Origin of the sequence: Streptomyces sp. NBC_01017 (assembly GCF_045162795.1) — a bacterium.
Classification (GTDB): Bacteria; Actinomycetota; Actinomycetes; order Streptomycetales; family Streptomycetaceae; genus Streptomyces; species Streptomyces machairae.
This window is the reverse complement of record NZ_CP108683.1, coordinates 444,674-461,047: the sequence shown is the minus strand read 5'-3', so window position 1 is coordinate 461,047 and position 16,374 is coordinate 444,674. Positions and strand designations below refer to the sequence as shown.

Annotated in this window: 12 protein-coding genes and 5 pseudogenes; 13 read left to right on the top strand and 4 right to left on the bottom strand. The window is 67.8% G+C overall.

Annotation, left to right across the window (positions count from 1 at the left end; all coding sequences use genetic code 11):
- The first annotated feature begins 240 nt into the window (after positions 1 to 240).
- The gene (locus OG331_RS02330; protein WP_406191139.1) at positions 241 to 705 is read left to right on the top strand and encodes a hypothetical protein; all 465 of its coding nucleotides are present in this window, start codon (positions 241 to 243) and stop codon (positions 703 to 705) included.
- 681 nt (positions 706 to 1,386) lie between these two features.
- Here OG331_RS02330 and OG331_RS02325 read toward each other — a convergent pair.
- Positions 1,387 to 1,522, bottom strand: a pseudogene (locus OG331_RS02325) (IS6 family transposase); the annotation flags it as partial.
- A 164-nt stretch (positions 1,523 to 1,686) separates the two neighbouring features.
- Here OG331_RS02325 and OG331_RS02320 point away from each other — a divergent pair.
- From OG331_RS02320 to OG331_RS02310, 3 genes are all read left to right on the top strand, one after another.
- Positions 1,687 to 2,064, top strand: a complete 378-nt coding sequence (locus tag OG331_RS02320) for an IS3 family transposase (RefSeq protein ID WP_406191137.1) — start codon at positions 1,687 to 1,689, stop codon at positions 2,062 to 2,064.
- Positions 2,061 to 2,288, top strand: coding sequence for a hypothetical protein (locus tag OG331_RS02315; RefSeq protein ID WP_406191134.1), 228 nt, complete (start codon positions 2,061 to 2,063; stop codon positions 2,286 to 2,288). The genes OG331_RS02320 and OG331_RS02315 overlap by 4 nt, the downstream gene beginning before the upstream one ends.
- Positions 2,289 to 2,498: 210 nt before the next feature.
- Positions 2,499 to 2,816 (top strand): transposase, encoded by a 318-nt coding sequence (locus OG331_RS02310; RefSeq protein WP_406191131.1) that lies wholly within the window; start codon positions 2,499 to 2,501, stop codon positions 2,814 to 2,816.
- A gap of 166 nt (positions 2,817 to 2,982) precedes the next feature.
- Here OG331_RS02310 and idi read toward each other — a convergent pair.
- Positions 2,983 to 3,493 (bottom strand): annotated as a pseudogene (gene idi, locus OG331_RS02305) (isopentenyl-diphosphate Delta-isomerase).
- Positions 3,494 to 4,156: 663 nt separating this feature from the next.
- Here idi and leuA point away from each other — a divergent pair.
- The 8 genes and pseudogenes from leuA to OG331_RS02265 form a co-directional block, all read left to right on the top strand.
- Positions 4,157 to 5,941: pseudogene (gene leuA, locus OG331_RS02300) on the top strand (2-isopropylmalate synthase); the annotation flags it as partial.
- 192 nt (positions 5,942 to 6,133) lie between these two features.
- A complete protein-coding gene (locus OG331_RS02295) occupies positions 6,134 to 7,354 on the top strand; it encodes a hydroxymethylglutaryl-CoA reductase, degradative (protein WP_406209630.1) in 1,221 nt (406 codons plus the stop codon).
- 11 nt (positions 7,355 to 7,365) lie between these two features.
- The gene (gene mvk / locus OG331_RS02290; protein ID WP_406191129.1) at positions 7,366 to 8,541 is read left to right on the top strand and encodes a mevalonate kinase; all 1,176 of its coding nucleotides are present in this window, start codon (positions 7,366 to 7,368) and stop codon (positions 8,539 to 8,541) included.
- A 20-nt stretch (positions 8,542 to 8,561) separates the two neighbouring features.
- Positions 8,562 to 8,864, top strand: coding sequence for a hypothetical protein (locus tag OG331_RS02285; RefSeq protein WP_406191126.1), 303 nt, complete (start codon positions 8,562 to 8,564; stop codon positions 8,862 to 8,864).
- Positions 8,864 to 9,853, top strand: a complete 990-nt coding sequence (gene mvaD, locus OG331_RS02280; RefSeq protein WP_406191124.1) for a diphosphomevalonate decarboxylase — start codon at positions 8,864 to 8,866, stop codon at positions 9,851 to 9,853. The genes OG331_RS02285 and mvaD overlap by 1 nt, the downstream gene beginning before the upstream one ends.
- Complete coding sequence (locus tag OG331_RS02275) at positions 9,850 to 10,875, top strand: mevalonate kinase (protein WP_406191121.1); 1,026 nt, start codon at positions 9,850 to 9,852, stop codon at positions 10,873 to 10,875. Before mvaD ends, OG331_RS02275 begins: the two co-directional genes overlap by 4 nt.
- Positions 10,876 to 11,199: 324 nt before the next feature.
- Positions 11,200 to 12,441 (top strand): glycosyltransferase, encoded by a 1,242-nt coding sequence (locus OG331_RS02270; RefSeq protein WP_406191119.1) that lies wholly within the window; start codon positions 11,200 to 11,202, stop codon positions 12,439 to 12,441.
- 130 nt (positions 12,442 to 12,571) lie between these two features.
- Positions 12,572 to 13,960: an IS1380 family transposase gene (locus tag OG331_RS02265; protein WP_406191117.1), complete on the top strand. Its 1,389-nt coding sequence runs from the start codon at positions 12,572 to 12,574 to the stop codon at positions 13,958 to 13,960.
- 388 nt (positions 13,961 to 14,348) lie between these two features.
- On the opposite strand, the gene OG331_RS02260 is transcribed toward OG331_RS02265, so the two are convergent.
- Together OG331_RS02260 and OG331_RS02255 are read right to left on the bottom strand one after the other, a co-directional pair.
- Positions 14,349 to 14,660, bottom strand: a complete 312-nt coding sequence (locus tag OG331_RS02260; protein WP_406191114.1) for a winged helix-turn-helix domain-containing protein — start codon at positions 14,658 to 14,660, stop codon at positions 14,349 to 14,351.
- 290 nt (positions 14,661 to 14,950) lie between these two features.
- A pseudogene (locus tag OG331_RS02255) lies at positions 14,951 to 15,701 on the bottom strand (transposase family protein).
- A gap of 200 nt (positions 15,702 to 15,901) precedes the next feature.
- On the opposite strand from OG331_RS02255, the pseudogene OG331_RS02250 reads away from it, so the two are divergent.
- A pseudogene (locus tag OG331_RS02250) lies at positions 15,902 to 16,357 on the top strand (transposase family protein); the annotation flags it as partial.
- Positions 16,358 to 16,374 lie beyond the last annotated feature (17 nt).

Here is a 16,374-nt window from a genome sequence, read left to right as displayed (position 1 = left end):
GTCATATGTCAAGGATTAAAGGAACTTACGGTCCAAACAGGCAGTATCGACGATTTGGTCGGTACTGGAAGGGCACGAGCCGTCCAGGGCCCTTGTGCCCCAATGGATTAGTGCCATGCTGTGTCCCGCGTGGATCAAATACCGCACTGCAGCGGTTCGATGGGCTTGGGCTGCCCGGTTGGCAGCACGGAATCAACTATTTGCCAGCCATGAGTTGTCCATTTACGAGAGGGGCCTGCCGTGGGGTTGGTCAAGTCGGGGCTTGTCGCAGGTCTGGCAAGCATGCTTCTGACTGCTGTAGCAGCAACACAACCCGCGTACGCGTCTTATAACTACACCACCACAATCAACGTATTCAACTGCACTCCCTACAAGTTCAATCTCGCAAACACGTCGTACAGCGGTGCCATGGTGAAGGCGCCGCCGAAGCAAATTTGGTGGCCGGGCGACTGCACCGACAGCTGGTACGTCGGCACGTGGACGACGGCGACTGGTGGTCTCATCACCAGCTCTGACGTCTACTACGACATGGTCGATAATGACGGCACGCACAGGGGGCGTATCGGATTTGCTGCCACTACGGGGTGGGGGTTGCCGAATTATGTCCACGGAAATTGCATGGAGTCTTCACCTGTGCTGCAGTGCAGGTGGAACACCTACCTCAGTGGCGGTGCGGGAGTTGTGAACTTCTATGTGTCGTACTGATCTTTAGGGCTGCCCTTGACGATCTGCCTGAGTGGGCATTCGAGCGATATGGGGACTTTGTATGCCGCGCGTTGGCAGGGCGGTTGCAAGTTCCGGGGACGTACGGCTGGTCGGGTTGTGACCGGTTGGGGTGTATGGCAGGGCTCTTGCAAGGTCGGTTTGATCTTGTGATTGTGCTGGGACCGGGGGGCCGAAGCTCCGTTGATGTAGGTGAGCTACCAACTCGCCTACAAACAACGGAGCTTCGGTGATTTGCGAGTCGGCCATCGCGCCGCCAGTACTCACCCTCCGGCTCCAGCACTCGCAACCTGACGAACCGGGCCAGCTGCGCCGGATCACGCGGGCTGGAGAACTTCAGCAGCTCCCGCGCCCCCGCGCTCACCGGATCCGCCGGCTCGCTGCTGTTCAGGTTCTCGACGGCATCCAAGAATTCGCCTGAACTGACTCCAGCCTCGTCCGCCTCAGCATCCTCAGCGACCCATCGCGGATGTCCACGCACACGACCTGATACTGCGCGATCAACCGTTCCTAACCAGTGTCCTGGAGTGACATTTGCTGCCGGCTCCGGGAACTGCGCGCATCCCGAACGGTGTTTGATGCGCTGGTCTCCCGCGTTCGCTGTGTCTCCGTCCGGCTGCGTGCATCGTGTGCACGCTCCGTGACGGGTGGGCGGGTTCCCTCCTCGTAGGAGACGACGACACCCCGCCTCGAGCATCAGCTCCTCCTCGCGGAGGCTGAGGGGGAAACGGAAGTACAACCACACACAGTGCGAGATCACCTCCACCGGATACCGATGGTTCGCGTACGACGGCGGCACATCCGACGGTGCTGTCACGGTGACGGTTTGCGTGATGTTACCCGTGTGTCTCGGGGAGCCAGGGCGGAGCCATGGACGGATCGCGGCGACGGACCCTGCGATCGATGCGTCTCGCTGGGCTGCCGCCTTGGGCCCGGCGGGCCCGACCTGCGCACACTGGAACTATGCGCGAATTGATCGTCGGCGAGACGGCGAAGCGTGAGGATCTGCTCGCTGCAGCCGTCGTCGAAGCCGTCGAAGGAACCGGCGCGTGCGCGCGGCGGGTGCGGCAGCGTGCGGAGGATGAACTCGTTGCGGACATACGGGTGTTGCACGCAGCCTCGCGCGGCGCTCACGGGGCTCCGCTCATCCATGCGGCCCTGGCGCGGGCAGGACGCAGGGTGAACCGGAAGAAGATCGAGCGGCTGATGCGCGAGCATCGCGTGACCGGGATCACCCGGCGCGGCCTGACGCGGCAGGCGCAGCGGGCGGTGTTCGCCGCGGACCTCGTCCGGCGGGACTTCCCGCATCGCGCCCCGGGATACGGCTGGTCGGCGACATGACCGAGCTCGTCACCGCCGAGGGCAAGGCCTGCCTGGCGTCCTGCATCGATCTCGCGACGCGGGAGGTGATCGGCTGGGCCATGGCCGATCACCACCGGGCCGAGCTGCCGGTGACGGCCCTGCGGATGGCGGCCGGACGCGGACAATACACGAGTGTCGAATTCCGCAGCGAGATACGGAAGTTGGGAATGCGGCAATCCATGGGCCGTGTCGGATCCTGTTAGGACAACGCCGCGGCGGAAAGCCGGTTCGCCCTACTGAAATCCGAGATCGGCACCAACACGTGGGCGACACGGACAGCGGCCCGCGCCGACGTCTTCCGCTTCATCGAGGTCGAGTACAACCACAGCAGACTCCGAAGACATCCCGAGTTCGGATACGTCACCCCACTGGAAACCCGGGTCCGATTGCGACACGACTTCACCCCCACAGCCATGCCGCACGCCCGCCTCGGCGGCCACCCCGTCACGCTCATATGGGACATCTGCTCCAGCCACACGAGCGCCGAGGTGCGTGAGTGGGCCGAGGGGCAGGAGCGCTGGCTGCGGATCGTCCAGCTGCCGCCGCACGCCCCCGAGCTGAACCCGGTGGAGCTCCTGTGGAAGATCGTCAAAGATCTCCTCGCGAACCGTGTATTCCGTTCGATTCGTGAGCTGGCGGAGGCCGCCGAAGCAGCGCTCAGGAAGATCAAGAAGGCGCCGCATCTCCTGCGCGGATTCCTTGCCGGAACCGGGCTTGCGTTGCTGGAGTGACCGTCAAGCGCTGAGATAAAGATCAATAGACACACGCCGAAACAGTCGGCGGAAGTGTATTGCAGAAGGTCAGACAGCCTTTTCGTGGACTAGAGCGCCGCACAGCTGCGGAACCCCGGTGAAGGTGTGCTCTTGGTGAAGTGCTCTGGCTCTGTCCGGGGCGGCGTCAGCCGGTTGTCCAGTTGCTGGTGGGGAAGAGCGCGTGGACAGCGGGCAGGGCTGCTTCGAAAACGACCGGGAACCAGGCAGAGAAGGGATGGCTTTGCCTGAGAGAGAGCAGCTGGTCGGGGGTGACGAAGCGTGTGTCGAGGGCTTCCAGTGGGTCCGGGTCGACTGCGTCCGGGTCGGCCGTGCCGATGAAAAGGTGGTTGTATTCCTTCTCGACCAGATCCGTGAGCGGGTCGGGGAGATCGTAGACAACCGTGCCGGCCGCTTGGAGTAGGGCCGGAGCACAGCCCAGCTCTTCGATGGTGCGCCGGACGGCGGCGAGGAATGCTGGTTCCCCGGGGAGGGGATGCCCGCAGCAGGTGTTTGACCACACACCCGGGGGAATGGTATTTCCCGGATGCCCGCTGCTGGAGCAGCATGCGCCCTGACTCGTCGAGCAAGAATACGGAGAAGGCGCGGTGGAGCTGTCCGCCTTCCCGGTGAGCCGAGAGCTTTTCGGCCGTGCCGATGGTATTTCCCCGGAGGTCGACCAGTTCCAGCATTATTTCATGCATCACTATTGATTTCTCTCCTCATGTATTTCCGGACCACAAGACCCGGCAGCGGACGGCAGGCGGTGTCATTGAGGATAAAACAGTCGCCCGGCGTGGACTGGCCCCTCACTGTAACTGTTGCCTGATCGTCCATCTCGGCCCGCCCGTATCGACCGCGGCAGGCACAGAGTCCGGCACCGTGGTTGCATCTTTGTCCACCCAAACGGTCACGTCTTGCCGATGACAGGGCCCTTATGGTGGATCTTCCATATCGGTAGGGGTGGCTGAACTGTTTGTACCTGTTACGGCCCAGCCGCCCTGCGCGTAAATCTGTCATGAGGCTTCGTGATGAGGCGTTATCACTTTTCTGTAATTTTCAATAGCGGTCCTCGGGCTCTGGCCAGGATCACGGCGCTGTGCGCCGGCCGCGGGTACCAGATCTGTGGTCTGGAGACGTGTGCGACGTCTTCTGCTGGTGTGCAGAGGATGAATCTGTCTGTGCAGGCCGATGCAGGTGTGCAGCAGGTGGCTGCCCAGCTGGAGAAGCAGGCGGACGTGCTGCGGGTGGAAATGATGCCGGCGGGGGATGAGCAGGAGGTTCAGCCGGCCGGCCGGCACGGTGCCTATGCCGTGGGGGCGGTGGCGCCGGGTGCAGGTTGTGCCGGGCAGAGGCAGGCGGGGGCGCTGGGGCGCCCCACCCCGGTCACCGCCGCGAGCGTCGCGCAGCGGCCGTCCGGGATGCCGTTTAGCCGCTACCGGCCGTTCCCTGTTGTGGATCTGCCGGACCGTGCGTGGCCGTCCAGGGTGATCACGGGGGCGCCGCGCTGGCTGTCGACCGATCTGCGGGACGGTAACCAGGCGCTGGCCGACCCTATGTCCCCGGCACGCAAGCGTGCCATGTTCGACCTGCTCGTGCGCCTGGGCTACAAGGAGATCGAGGTCGGTTTCCCGGCCTCCGGCGCCACTGACTTCGATTTTGTCCGCTCGATCATCGAGGACGAGGCTGCCATTCCCGATGACGTGACCGTGTCGGTGCTGACGCAGGCCCGCGAGGACCTGATCGCGCGCACTGTTGAGTCGCTGCGCGGCGCCCGCAGGGCAACGGTCCACCTGTACAACGCCACCTCGCCGATGTTCCGCCGGGTCGTGTTCAAGGCATCGAAGGAGGACGTGAAGAACATTGCCGTGGACGGCACCCGCATGGTCATGGAGTACGCCGGGAAGATCCTGGGCGACGGCACGGTCCTCGGCTACGAGTATTCGCCCGAGATCTTCATCGACACCGAACTGGACTACGCGCTGGAGGTCTGCGAGGCGGTCATGGACGTCTGGCAGCCGGGTGAGGGCCGCGAGATCATCCTGAACCTGCCGGCCACCGTCGAGCGGTCCACCCCCAACGTCTACGCCGACAGGATTGAGTGGATGTCGCGCAGCCTGTCCCGCCGCGAGTCCGTCTGCCTGTCCGTTCACCCGCACAACGACCGCGGCACCGCCGTCGCCGCCGCCGAGCTGGCGGTCATGGCCGGTGCCGACCGCGTCGAGGGCTGTCTGTTCGGGCAGGGCGAGCGCACCGGCAACGTCGACCTGGTCACCCTGGGCATGAACCTGTTCTCGCAGGGCGTCGACCCACTGATCGACTTCTCCGACATCGACGAGATCCGCCGCACCTGGGAGCAGTGCAACCAGATGGAGGTCCACCCGCGCCACCCGTATGCGGGCGACCTGGTCTACACGTCCTTCTCCGGCTCTCACCAGGACGCCATCAAGAAGGGTTTCGACCAGCTGGAGGTCGGCGCCGCTGCGGTCGGCGCCGACGTCTGCGCCTACAGCTGGGACATGCCCTACCTGCCGGTCGACCCCAAGGACGTCGGCCGTTCCTACGAGGCGGTCATCCGGGTCAACAGCCAGTCCGGCAAGGGCGGCATCTCCTACGTGCTCAAGTATGACCACAAGCTGGACCTGCCGCGCCGGATGCAGACCGAGTTCTCGAAGATCATCCAGGCCAGGACCGACGGCGAAGGCGGCGAGGTCACCCCGGCGCAGATCTGGGCCGTCTTCGAGGACGAGTATCTGCCCACTTCCGCCAACCCGTGGGGCCGCATCCGGCTGCGTTCGTACCAGGCGTCCCCGGCAGCGGACGGCACCGAGACCATCACGGCCGACGCGGTCGTCGACGGTGCGGAGATCACTCTGGGCGGCACGGGCAACGGCCCGGCCGATGCGCTTGTCGCGGCACTGGGCCAGATCGGCGTCGGCATCCGCATCCTCGACCACACCCAGCACACGCTCAGTGAAGGCGCCGACGCGGCCACCGCCGCATACTTCGAGTGCGAGGTGGACGGCAAGACTGTCTGGGGCGTCGGCATCGACATCGTCACCGCCCGCGCCTGCATCAAAGCCATCGTCTCCGCCGCCAACCGCGCCTTCAGCCCCCACGCCGCCGACCGCGCGGCCGGCCCACGTGCCACCGGGCGCGCGGAGGGTGGCAGTCCGACGCGAGTCGTAGAGGCCGGGCTGCCTGGCCAGTCCGGGCAGGACCCCCAGCCGGGCAGGACGCGGGCGCTGCCGTCCCAGGGAAACGGGCGCACACCGAGGGTCCCGCACACGACGGCCCCCGTGGCCGCCGTCCCGGCCACGGGGAGGGATGAGCTGATTTCACGTCATCCCGGGTTCCACCGCTTGCCCATGGGCAAGCGGGTGCAGCTCGTTGCGGAAGCGGCCGGGCTCGGCCCGCGCGATCGGGAGCTGCTGGAGAGTGATACGCCGCTGACCCTCTCCCAGGCAGATTTGATGATCGAAAACGCGGTCGGGGTGTTCGGGCTCCCTGAGGGCGTCGCGGTCAACTTCACCGTCAACGGCCGTGACCGGCTGGTGCCCATGGTCGTCGAGGAACCCTCCGTCGTCGCCGCCGCCTCCAACGCGGCCCGGCTGACCCGGCAGTGCGGCGGGATCAGCGCGGACGCGGACCCGTCGCTGATGACCGGCCAGATCCACATCCTCCACGTGCCCGACGCCGACACAGCAGCCGGCCGTGTCCGTGACGCCGCCGACCGGCTGGTTTGCGAGGCCCGCCGGCTCCAGCCGGGCATGGTGGCACGGGGCGGCGGGACCCGCGAGGTCAGCGCCCGGGCACTGCCGGACGGCAGCGTGCTGGTGCACGTCCTGACGGACGTGGGCGACGCGATGGGCGCGAACGCGGTCAACACCCTCCTCGAAGCCCTCGCCCCCCAGGTGGCGGCCGTGACCGGGGGCGAGGCCGGGGTGAGGATCCTGTCGAACCTTGCGGACCAGCGCCTGGCCCGGGCAGACGTCGAGATCCCCGAACAGCTGCTGGCGGCCGCCGGCTGCTCCGGCGCGGAGATCGCGGAGCGTATCGCGCAGGCCTCCGCGCTGGCGGCGATGAGCCCGCACCGGGCGACCACGCACAACAAGGGCGTGATGAACGGCATCGACGCGGTCGCCGTCGCCACCGGGCAGGACTGGCGTGCGATCGAAGCCGGCGTGCACGCCCACGCCGCTCGCGGCGGCACCTACCAGCCCGTCGCGACCTGGCACCACGAAGCAGGATTTCTGCACGGCAGCTTCGAGGCCCCGCTCGCGGTCGGCACGGTCGGCGAACGCATCCGGGCCAACCCACGCGCCGCCCTCTCCCTGAGACTGCTGAAGGTCACCGGCGCCCGGGAACTCGCCGCAGTCATGGCCGCAGTCGGCCTCGCGCAGAACCTCGCCGCCCTGCGCGCCCTCACTGGTGACGGAATCCAGCGCGGCCACATGGCCCTGCACCAGCGCTGCCTGCCCTTTTCCGCCGCCGATGCGCAAGGGGCTGACGTCCGTTGAAAGAACGAAGCGTGCAACATGTCCCGGGAAAGATCATCCTGATCGGGGAGCATGCGGTCCTTCACGGCCAGCCGGCGATCGCGACCCGCATACCGCTCCAGCTGACGCTGTCCGCCACGATGGGACCGCCCGGCCGTGCAGGCCTTCATGACACGCGCTCGCGCGACGCGCTCGCCACCGCGGCGGCGTTCTTCGGCCTCGACCCCCACCACATCCAGATCCGTACCCGGTCCCAGCTCCCCGTCGGGGGAGGGCTGGGCAGTTCGGCGGCGCTCAGCGTCGCGCTCGTCCGCGCGCTTGCCGAGCTGTGCACCGCCGACATAGAGCAGGCCGAACTGCTTCGGATGGCCACCGAGGTCGAACACACCTTCCACGGCTGCTCCTCCGGCCTCGACATCCATGCAGTCGCCTCCCACGGGCTGATCTGGTTCCAGCCAGGCCCCCAGCCCCAGGTGTCCCCGCTCACCGTTCCCGCGCCCCTCGACTTCATCGTCGCCCTGTCCGGCAAGCGGCGATCCACCGCGGCACCAGTCAGCGCACTCGCACCCGTCGGGGGCTCCGTCGTGGCCATGAGGCGGCTGGGCGAACTCACCGACCAGGCCCGCACCGCACTGATCAGCGGCGACACCAGCACTTTGGGACACGCCATGAACGGCGCGCACGAGGAAATGAGCGCCCTGGGTGTGTCGGCACCTGTCCTCGACCGCATGGTCGTCCTCGCCCGAGCAGCGGGCGCTCTCGGCGCCAAACTCACCGGAGCCGGCCATGGAGGCGCTGTCATCGCCCTCGCCCCCGACTCTGCACGCGCCCGCCAGGTCGTTCTCGCTCTGCGCACCGCCGGGTTCGACGCCCTCCTCCTGCCCGTGCCGGAGGGGGCTGTCGACGGCTCGCCGCGTGCTGCCTCCGGCCGCCGCCCCACGCCGTCTCGGGCGGCCCTGACACCGGCGGCCGACCGGCTTCAGGGGCCGGCGGCGCTTCGGCGGATTCGAGCGGGCCGGGTGGCACAGGGGCCGGGAACGGCTCCGCCGCGCACCCGGCAACCGGAGGAAGCCCGCATCCCCCTTGATCACACGATCACGGACGCCACGAATCCCGTGGCTGTGTTCGTGAACAGTAACCGGGAGGCTGCCCCTTCGGGCGGTCGCCGGGCGGGTCGTGGTGGGGACAGTGGAGTGGTTGCGGGGTGAGGTTTGCGTGGGAGGTCGAGATGTCCTGGACAGACATGGTGGAACGCGTGATCGCGGATGAGTACGTGCAGATCGCCCAGTGCTTCCCCGCGAGCGACCGTGGACTGGCGGCGTTCCGCGCGCTGTGGCTCGCCTCGGTGGCCGAAGAGCTCGCTCCCGCCGCGGACCCGTCCGGCACCGCACCCGTTCCCCGGCCCTTCGACATGCTGCTGCGTGCCTTTGTGGCCGACACGGGCGGACAGCAGGCGTCCTGTGCAGCGGACGAGCCCGCCCGGCTCCACGGGGCGATCAAGGACTTCGTGGACCGGGTCGGGGCGCTGTGATGTGGGCGACGGCCAACGCGAACCTCGCCCTGGTCAAGTACTGGGGAAAGAGCAATGTTCCGGGCAACCAGGCCGCGAACGCCAGCCTCTCGGTCACCTTGGAGGGCCTGATCTCCCTGGCGGCCGTACGGGAGCGCCGGGACGCAGACATTGACCGCGCCGCATGGAGTCCCCCGGGGCCCGTGGAGGACCTGACCCGGTTCGTCGGGCAGGCCCGCACCGCACTGGGCATCCGACACCCCCTGGACGTCGCGGTCACGTCCAATTTCCCGGTCGGCGCCGGACTGGCCTCCTCCGCCTCGGCCTACGCGGCCCTTGCCACCGCGCTTGCGGCCGCGGCCGGCCGACCCGACGCGGACCTGAGTGCACTGGTGCGCAGCGGTTCGGGCTCGGCCTGCCGGTCACTCCTGGCCGGTTTCGTGGAATGGCAGCCCGGCGCGGGCAAAGGCGACGTGACGCAGGTTGCTCCCCCTGCCCACTGGCCCCTGTGCGTGATCGTCGCGGTCACCCGCGAGCAGCCCAAGCGGATCTCCTCACGCGAGGGCATGCGACGCACCGCCGTAACTTCACCGTTCTACGACGCGTGGCTGGCGGCCAACCCCGAGGACATGCGAGCCGCCCGCGAAGCGGTCCGCCACCGCAACCTGGACAGCCTCGGTCCGGTCATGGAACACAACGCGATGCGGATGCACGCCACCGCGCTCGGCGCCGACCCGCCGCTGCTGTACTGGGAGCCGGCCACCCTCGCGGTCGTCCACGCGGTGTGGCGACTGCGGGAGTCCGGAACCCCCGCCTACTTCTCCATCGACGCCGGCCCGCAAGTCAAAGTCCTGTGCGAACCCACCCACGCCGATGAAGTGGCTGAAACGCTCGGCGAGGTTCCAGGCGTGTCACGCCTGATCCGCTCCCGGCCAGGACAAGCGCCACGCGTGGTCACACACCCGCCCTCCTGGGCCCAGCTGCCCCCGACCTGGAGAGACTGGCAGTGACACCGGACGACGGCTGGCTCGTCTTCGCGCCCGGGAAGCTGGTGGTCATCGGCGAGTACGCCGTGCTCCACGCGGAGCGCGCCATGGTGACGGCGGTGGACGTGGGCATCGAATGCCATTGCAGCCCTCGCCCCGAAGGCTGGTGGCTCAGCGCCCCGGACCTGGACGTCGACGCGCCCTTGGCACAAGCAGCCGACGCTCCGGGCGCAGGGCTGCTGGCAGCGGCCGCCACCGCCGGCGCGGCCACCTTCCCGGAAACCCCACCGCACCACCTCACCGTGCGCGGCCGCGGCAACGGCGCGGAACGCAAGACCGGCCTGGGCTGCAGCGCGGCCAGCACCGTCGCCATCCTCGGATGCTTCGCCGCGGCCAACGGGCACGACCTCGCAGACCCCCGCACTCGCGCCGACCTGTTCGACCTCGCCCTGCGCACTCACCGGGCCCACCAGAACGGCCGGGGCAGCGGCATCGACGTAGCCGCCAGCGTCTACGGCGGATGGCTCGCCTACACGCTGACAAACGCCCGGCCGCGGATCGAGCGCGCGGACGTCCCGGACGACCTACGCCTCGCGACCGCCTGGACAGGCTTCACCGTAGACACGCCAGCAGGCCTCACGGATTTCGGGCGCACCCCACACAGTCCCGAGCTGCTCGGGCAAATGCGCGCGACCCTGGAGCGGTTCTGGACAGCCGGCCGGACCGGCTCCGGGCGTCAACTCCTCGACGCAGTCGCCGCCTACGGCCGCATCCTGGACTACGTGTCCTGGGAATTGGGCGGCGGCCTCCTCGGTAAGCGCACCAGGGAACTCGTCCAAGCAGCGACCGAGTGTGGCGTGGCCGCGAAGGGATCCGGCGCCGTGGGCGGCGACTGCGTCATCGCACTCGACACCCACCCCGCCCGGCTCGACGCCGCGCGCAGCGCCTGGCACCAGCTCGGAGCCACGGTCCTGGACCTCAACCCGGAGCCACACGGGGTACGCCCCCTGACCCCCGCCACACCACCAACCCCCGCGAACACGTAACCGGGGCCTGCGCCACGGACCACGTGACCGGCATCGTCCTTGAGCGCGCTAACCCGGGACCGTGCCACGTGCCAGCTGCCGCCGGCGCGGCGACATCAGTGGTTGCGGCGCGCCACTAACCGAGTCAGCAAGCCGATCCTTGCGTGTTCACGCCAGTGCTGCTCATCCTGCCCGCAAACTCGCCTCTCCGCGCAGAAGCGGACCACAAACGCGGAGAGAGGATGTACCAGCCCACTGGAAGCTGCAGATGTTCCACGAGACCGGCCTGTGGATCGGATCGGACGCTTCCGACCGTCTCAGTCCGCACCGGACAAGGGAGCGTCCTTGAAGATCCTCGCCCTCGCCGTTGGCACCCGGGGTGACGTGGCACCCTTCACCGGCCTCGGCACGCAACTTCGAAACGCCGGGCACCAGTTCGCCATCGCGACCCAACCACGCTTCGCCAGCCTCGTCACGGCCGCCGAGATCGAATACCACCCCTTGCCCGCCGCCTTCCTCCCCTTTCCTGGTGCAGGGCTGGTCCACCAACTGAAGCTGTTCCGCCATGCCGCCGACTTCATCCACGAGATGGGGCGCGGCATGATGCCGTTGGCTGCGGTCGATGCGGATGTGCTCTTGTGTCCCGCGATTACTGCGCCGCTGGGTTGGCAGCTCGCCGAGGCCACGGGGGCGTTGGCTGTCGGTGCGTACCTGCAACCGAATCACCCGACCGCCGAGTTCGCTCCCTCGTTTGGCAGTGGGCGATCGCTCGGCGGTTTGGGCAACCGTGCCGCCGGCTACCTCACCTTGGTCCTCCATAACCGGATGTACGCCGCCGCTGTCAAGGAGCTGCGCGCCGAGCTCGGGCTGCCGCCAGCATCCGTCAGGGCCATGCGTCGACGCCGGGAGCGGGCCTGCTGGCCGGTGATGTACGGCTACAGCGCGGCTGTCGTGCCGCGTCCCGCGGACTGGCGCCCCGGCCTGGAGGTCGTTGGCAACTGGTGGCCGTCCCAGGGGGCCTCGAACACTCGACTTCCCGAGGAGCTGGAGGAATTCCTTCGGGCTGGACCGCCCCCGGTCTTCATCGGCTTCGGCAGCATGGGCGCCGGAGAGGGCGAAAGGCTGAGTGAGATCGCAGTGGGCGCTTTGCGGCTCGCCGGGGTACGCGGTGTCGTCCAGGCGGGCTGGGCGGGGCTCAACGCCGTGGGCCGGGACATCCTTACGGTCGGCGAGTTCCCGCACCCGCTGCTGTTCCCCCGTACCGCCGCGGTGGTCCACCACGCGGGCGCAGGCACCACGGCGGCCGCCCTGCGCGCGGGAGTGCCTGCCGTCACCGTTCCGATGATGGCCGACCAGCCGTTCTGGGCCCGCCGCATCGCCGCCCTGGGCGTCGGCCCCGCCCCGATCTCGTTCGAACGACTCACCGCCGAGCGTCTGGCCCACGCCGTCACTGAAGCGCTCGGGCACTCCGGCTACCGCGCCCGCGCCACCACTCTCGCAAGCCGACTGGAAGCAGAGGACGGCGCGGGGAAAGCAGTCACGCTACTCGAACGGTGGGTCAACGAATTCTCACGCTTGAGGGAATGAGCGTCTGAGCCCGGATCCACCGGCTTGATGTCTGTGGACAGTTGCTCGGGAACGAAGAAGTGCCTTGTGACCTGCGATGATGGGGTTTCTCTAGGACCACATCAGGCACGATCAGCAAGGCACTTCCGAGATGCAATCTTCCCATGCCGCAGCGGCGGTCTCATCCGCGTTCGACGACCCGAACCTGATCGCGTACGGCGGCCTGGAGCCGGTGGTGCGGTTGGCCGAGCGGTGCGGTCTGCCCGCACTGGTCGGGGAGTACATCCGTCTGCCGGCCTCCAAGGACGGCACCGGTGCCTTCCCCGCGGCGAAAGTGATGTCGCTGGTGGCCGGCATGGTCGCGGGCGCCGACAGCATCGACGACATGCACCGGCTACGGCACGGCGCGATGGGCCGCCTGTTCTCACGGGTCCGGGCCCCGTCCACGCTGGGGTCGTTTCTGCGTTCCTTCACGCACGGGCATGTGAAGCAACTGCACGCTGTGGCCCGCCGGTTCCTTCCCGAACTGGCCCGTCATACCCCGCTGCTGCCCGGCGCGGACCAGGTCGCCTACGTGGACATCGATGACACCATCCGCCGCACCTACGGCTACGCCAAGCAGGGCGCCGGTTACGGATACAGCAAGGTCAAGGGCCTGAACGCGCTGCTCGGCATCGTCTCCACACCCCTGGCCGCCCCGGTGATCGCAGCCACGAGGCTACGCAAGGGACCATCGAACTCCGCGCGCGGGGCGGCAGCGTTCGTCGCCGAGACCATCCGCACCGCCCGGGCCTGCGGCGCCAGTGGCCTGCTGGTGATGCGCGCGGACTCCGCGTTCTACAGCGCCGACGTCGTCAACTCCTGCCGGGCGCTGGGCGCACGCTTCTCCATCACCGTGCGGATGAACGCCTCCGTCAAGGCCGCCATCGCCCGCATCGACGAGGACGCCTGGACGCCGGTCAAGTACCCCAAGGCGGCCCGGGACGAGGAGGGCCACTGCTGGATCTCCGACGCCGAGATAGCCGAGACCGGCTACACCGCCTTCACTTCCAAGCCGAAGAAGCAGCAGGTCACCGCCCGTCTGATCGTGCGCCGCGTCAAACGCCCGAGCACTGGCACCGTTCCCGCCGGACAGGGCACGCTGTTCGACACCTGGCGCTACCACGCCGCGTTCACCGACTCCCCGCTCTCCTTGAAGGACGCCGAGCGTGATCACCGACGGCACGCCGTCGTCGAGCAGGTGATCGCGGATGTCAAGAACAGCGCCTTCGCCCACGCGCCCTCCGGGCATTTCCAGGCCAATGCCACGTGGCTCGCCCTGGCCGCCCTGGCGCACAACCTGACCCGCGCCGCCGGCGCCCTGGCCGGCACGTTCCATGCCAGAGCGACCACCGCCACCATCCGTGACCACCTGATCAACGTGCCCGCCCGCCTGGCCCGCCCGGCCCGCCGCCTCACCCTGCACCTACCCGAACGCTGGCCCTGGCGCACGGACTTCACCCAGCTCTTCAGCATCGTGCACGCGCCACCAGCCCTCTGACACTCCCTGACCGACCTGCCCGAAAGGGCCAGAGACCTGCGGAAAAGTGGAAAGGCTGGGCAGACCAGCGGCCACCCCACGCCCGAATCCGCAACTCAGCCCCGACACGCCCTCCACGACCCCGAACCGATCACACCACAATCAAGCCGGTGGATCCGGGCTGATACGCACGTCGTTCGGTCATCACATAGTCAATACAGCCCCGAAGCGCGGCCCGCTACGAAATCATGAAGACGCGTCCATCTCGCTTCGCGGCAGATCGGACGGATAGGGGGATACCCCTACCGAACACCCTCTGAGGACAGCTGGATCTATGGCCAAGCATTTCCGCCGCTTCCTGCAGCGAGCCGGCGGCCACTACGTCCTCGGCGAGAAGATCTACTGATCTTTATCTCAGCGCTTGACGGTCACCGCGTAGCGGACCAGCCGCCACGAGGGCAGGCGCGATCGCCTCCTCATCACGCTGGAGGGCCTGCGTCCTCGGGACCTGCCACGACCAGCCCAGACGGTCCATGAGGTACCACACACCCGGCACCGAGAACCGCACCCCGCACTTCTCCTCGATCACCCGTGCGATGCGCGACAGCCTCCAGCCCTGGCCCTCCCAGCCGCGCGCCGACGCCCCCAGCCACAACCCACGCAGCAACTCCTGCTCCTGCTGCGGCGTCAGATACGAGCGGGACCCGTTCGCACGCGCCACCCTGCCTCACACCCTGTTCGAACGGGTCGGCAGCCTGCATCCGCCGCGCCTCCCGCACAAACCGGCCCCCAACGCGCTGCATTCGAAGACCCCATGCTGCCTTTATGCTCGACCTGACAGATCGTCAAGCACGACCATAAACATCAATAGACGAAGACTCCACGCTCCCAGGGGATTGCCAGACCCGAAAAGGCGAAAGCACCCCTCTCTGCCGGGCGTGTAAGGGACTTTGTGTAAGTCCTTGTCGTTCATCGGATGTTGAGCCGGTCCTCGAAGAAGAGTGAGGTTCTTCAGCGGTGCTTCTCCAGGGTGAGGATGGCCTTGGCGATTGACGTCAGGCGGTTGGGACTGCAGCGGGCGCGGCGGAAGATCCGCCAGGACTTGAGTAGGGCGAAGGCCCGCTCGACCGGGCTGCGGAGCCGTGCGTGCGCGCGGTTGACGGACTTCTGGTGCGCGGTCAGCTCACGGCCGCGGTGCCGTTTGTATGGTGTGCAGAAGGTTTCCGCCGGCTCCTTCGTAGGCTTTGTCCGCCAGGACGGGAATCTTCAGGCGTTCACATACGGTGATGATGCGGTGGGTGCGGGCGGCGGTGATGTCCACCGTGCGGCCCGGCAGGGCTGGCGAGTACCAGATCAGCTTGCCGGTCGGTCCGGTGACGGCCTGGATGTTCACTCCGTGCCGTCTGGCCTTGCCGGAGTAGTCGCGTTCGCCGTCGCCGACCCGGTCGCACTCGGCGATGGTGCCGTCCACGAGGACGTGGTCGGGCTTGGCCCGCCGCAGTGCGCGGGTGAGAGACGGGGCCATGTCCGCCAGCAACGCGGTGACGCTGTGTACATAGGCGTGGGCGGTGGCTTCGCTGATCCGGAAGCCCGCGGCGATCTTGGCGAGGGTGGTGTGCTCGCGCAGGTACACCAGGGCCACCATGGCCCGCTGGGAGGGGCGCAGCTTGCAGCGGCGGTCACCCTCGCGGGTGACGATCAGCATGGTCACCCACTCCACCAGTGCATGCGGCAGGTCGAGTGCGCGAGGATAGGTCACCAACGAGGCCCCCTGGCTGGCGAGTCGAGACGTGAGACATCTCGCTCAACAGCCCGAGGGCCTCGCCTGTTACGCCCCGCCGCCGGTCACCCGATCAGTGGCCACTCTGAAGAACCTCAGTGAGCCGTTTTCATCCTGTCTCTGGGGGGTGAACTGGCAGGTCAGTGGGGGTGGGTAACGAGTCGAGGCCCCTGGTCGTTGCGGTGGTGTTCTCTACGCACCACGCATCGCCCGAGGAGCCTCGCTTGGTCCCGTATCGTGCCACGGTCGACGTCCCGCATGAGTTGGTTGAGCACGTTTCCTGGCTCATCTACGCACGAAGGTGTGAACGCCGTACGAGGTGGCGGAAGCTGGGCTGCTTCAAGCAGGCCTTGCTCGCCCTGGTGCACCTGCGCAAGAACGAGACGATACCCGCGCCGGCGGCAGGCTTCGGTGTCTCGACAGCCACTGCGTGGCGCTACGTCGACGAGACCCTGGACGTCCTTGCGGCCTGGGCGCCGGGCCTGCAGGAAGCCCTGGCCGGGCTGGGCGAGGGCGACTTCGTCATCGTCGACGGCACCTTGATCGCCACCGACCGCGTCCACGCGGACGAGCCGTACTCCTCCCAAAAGCACAAGCAGCACGGCATGAACGTCCAGGTGATCGCACGTCCCGACGGCTGAGGGGCCTCGTGTTT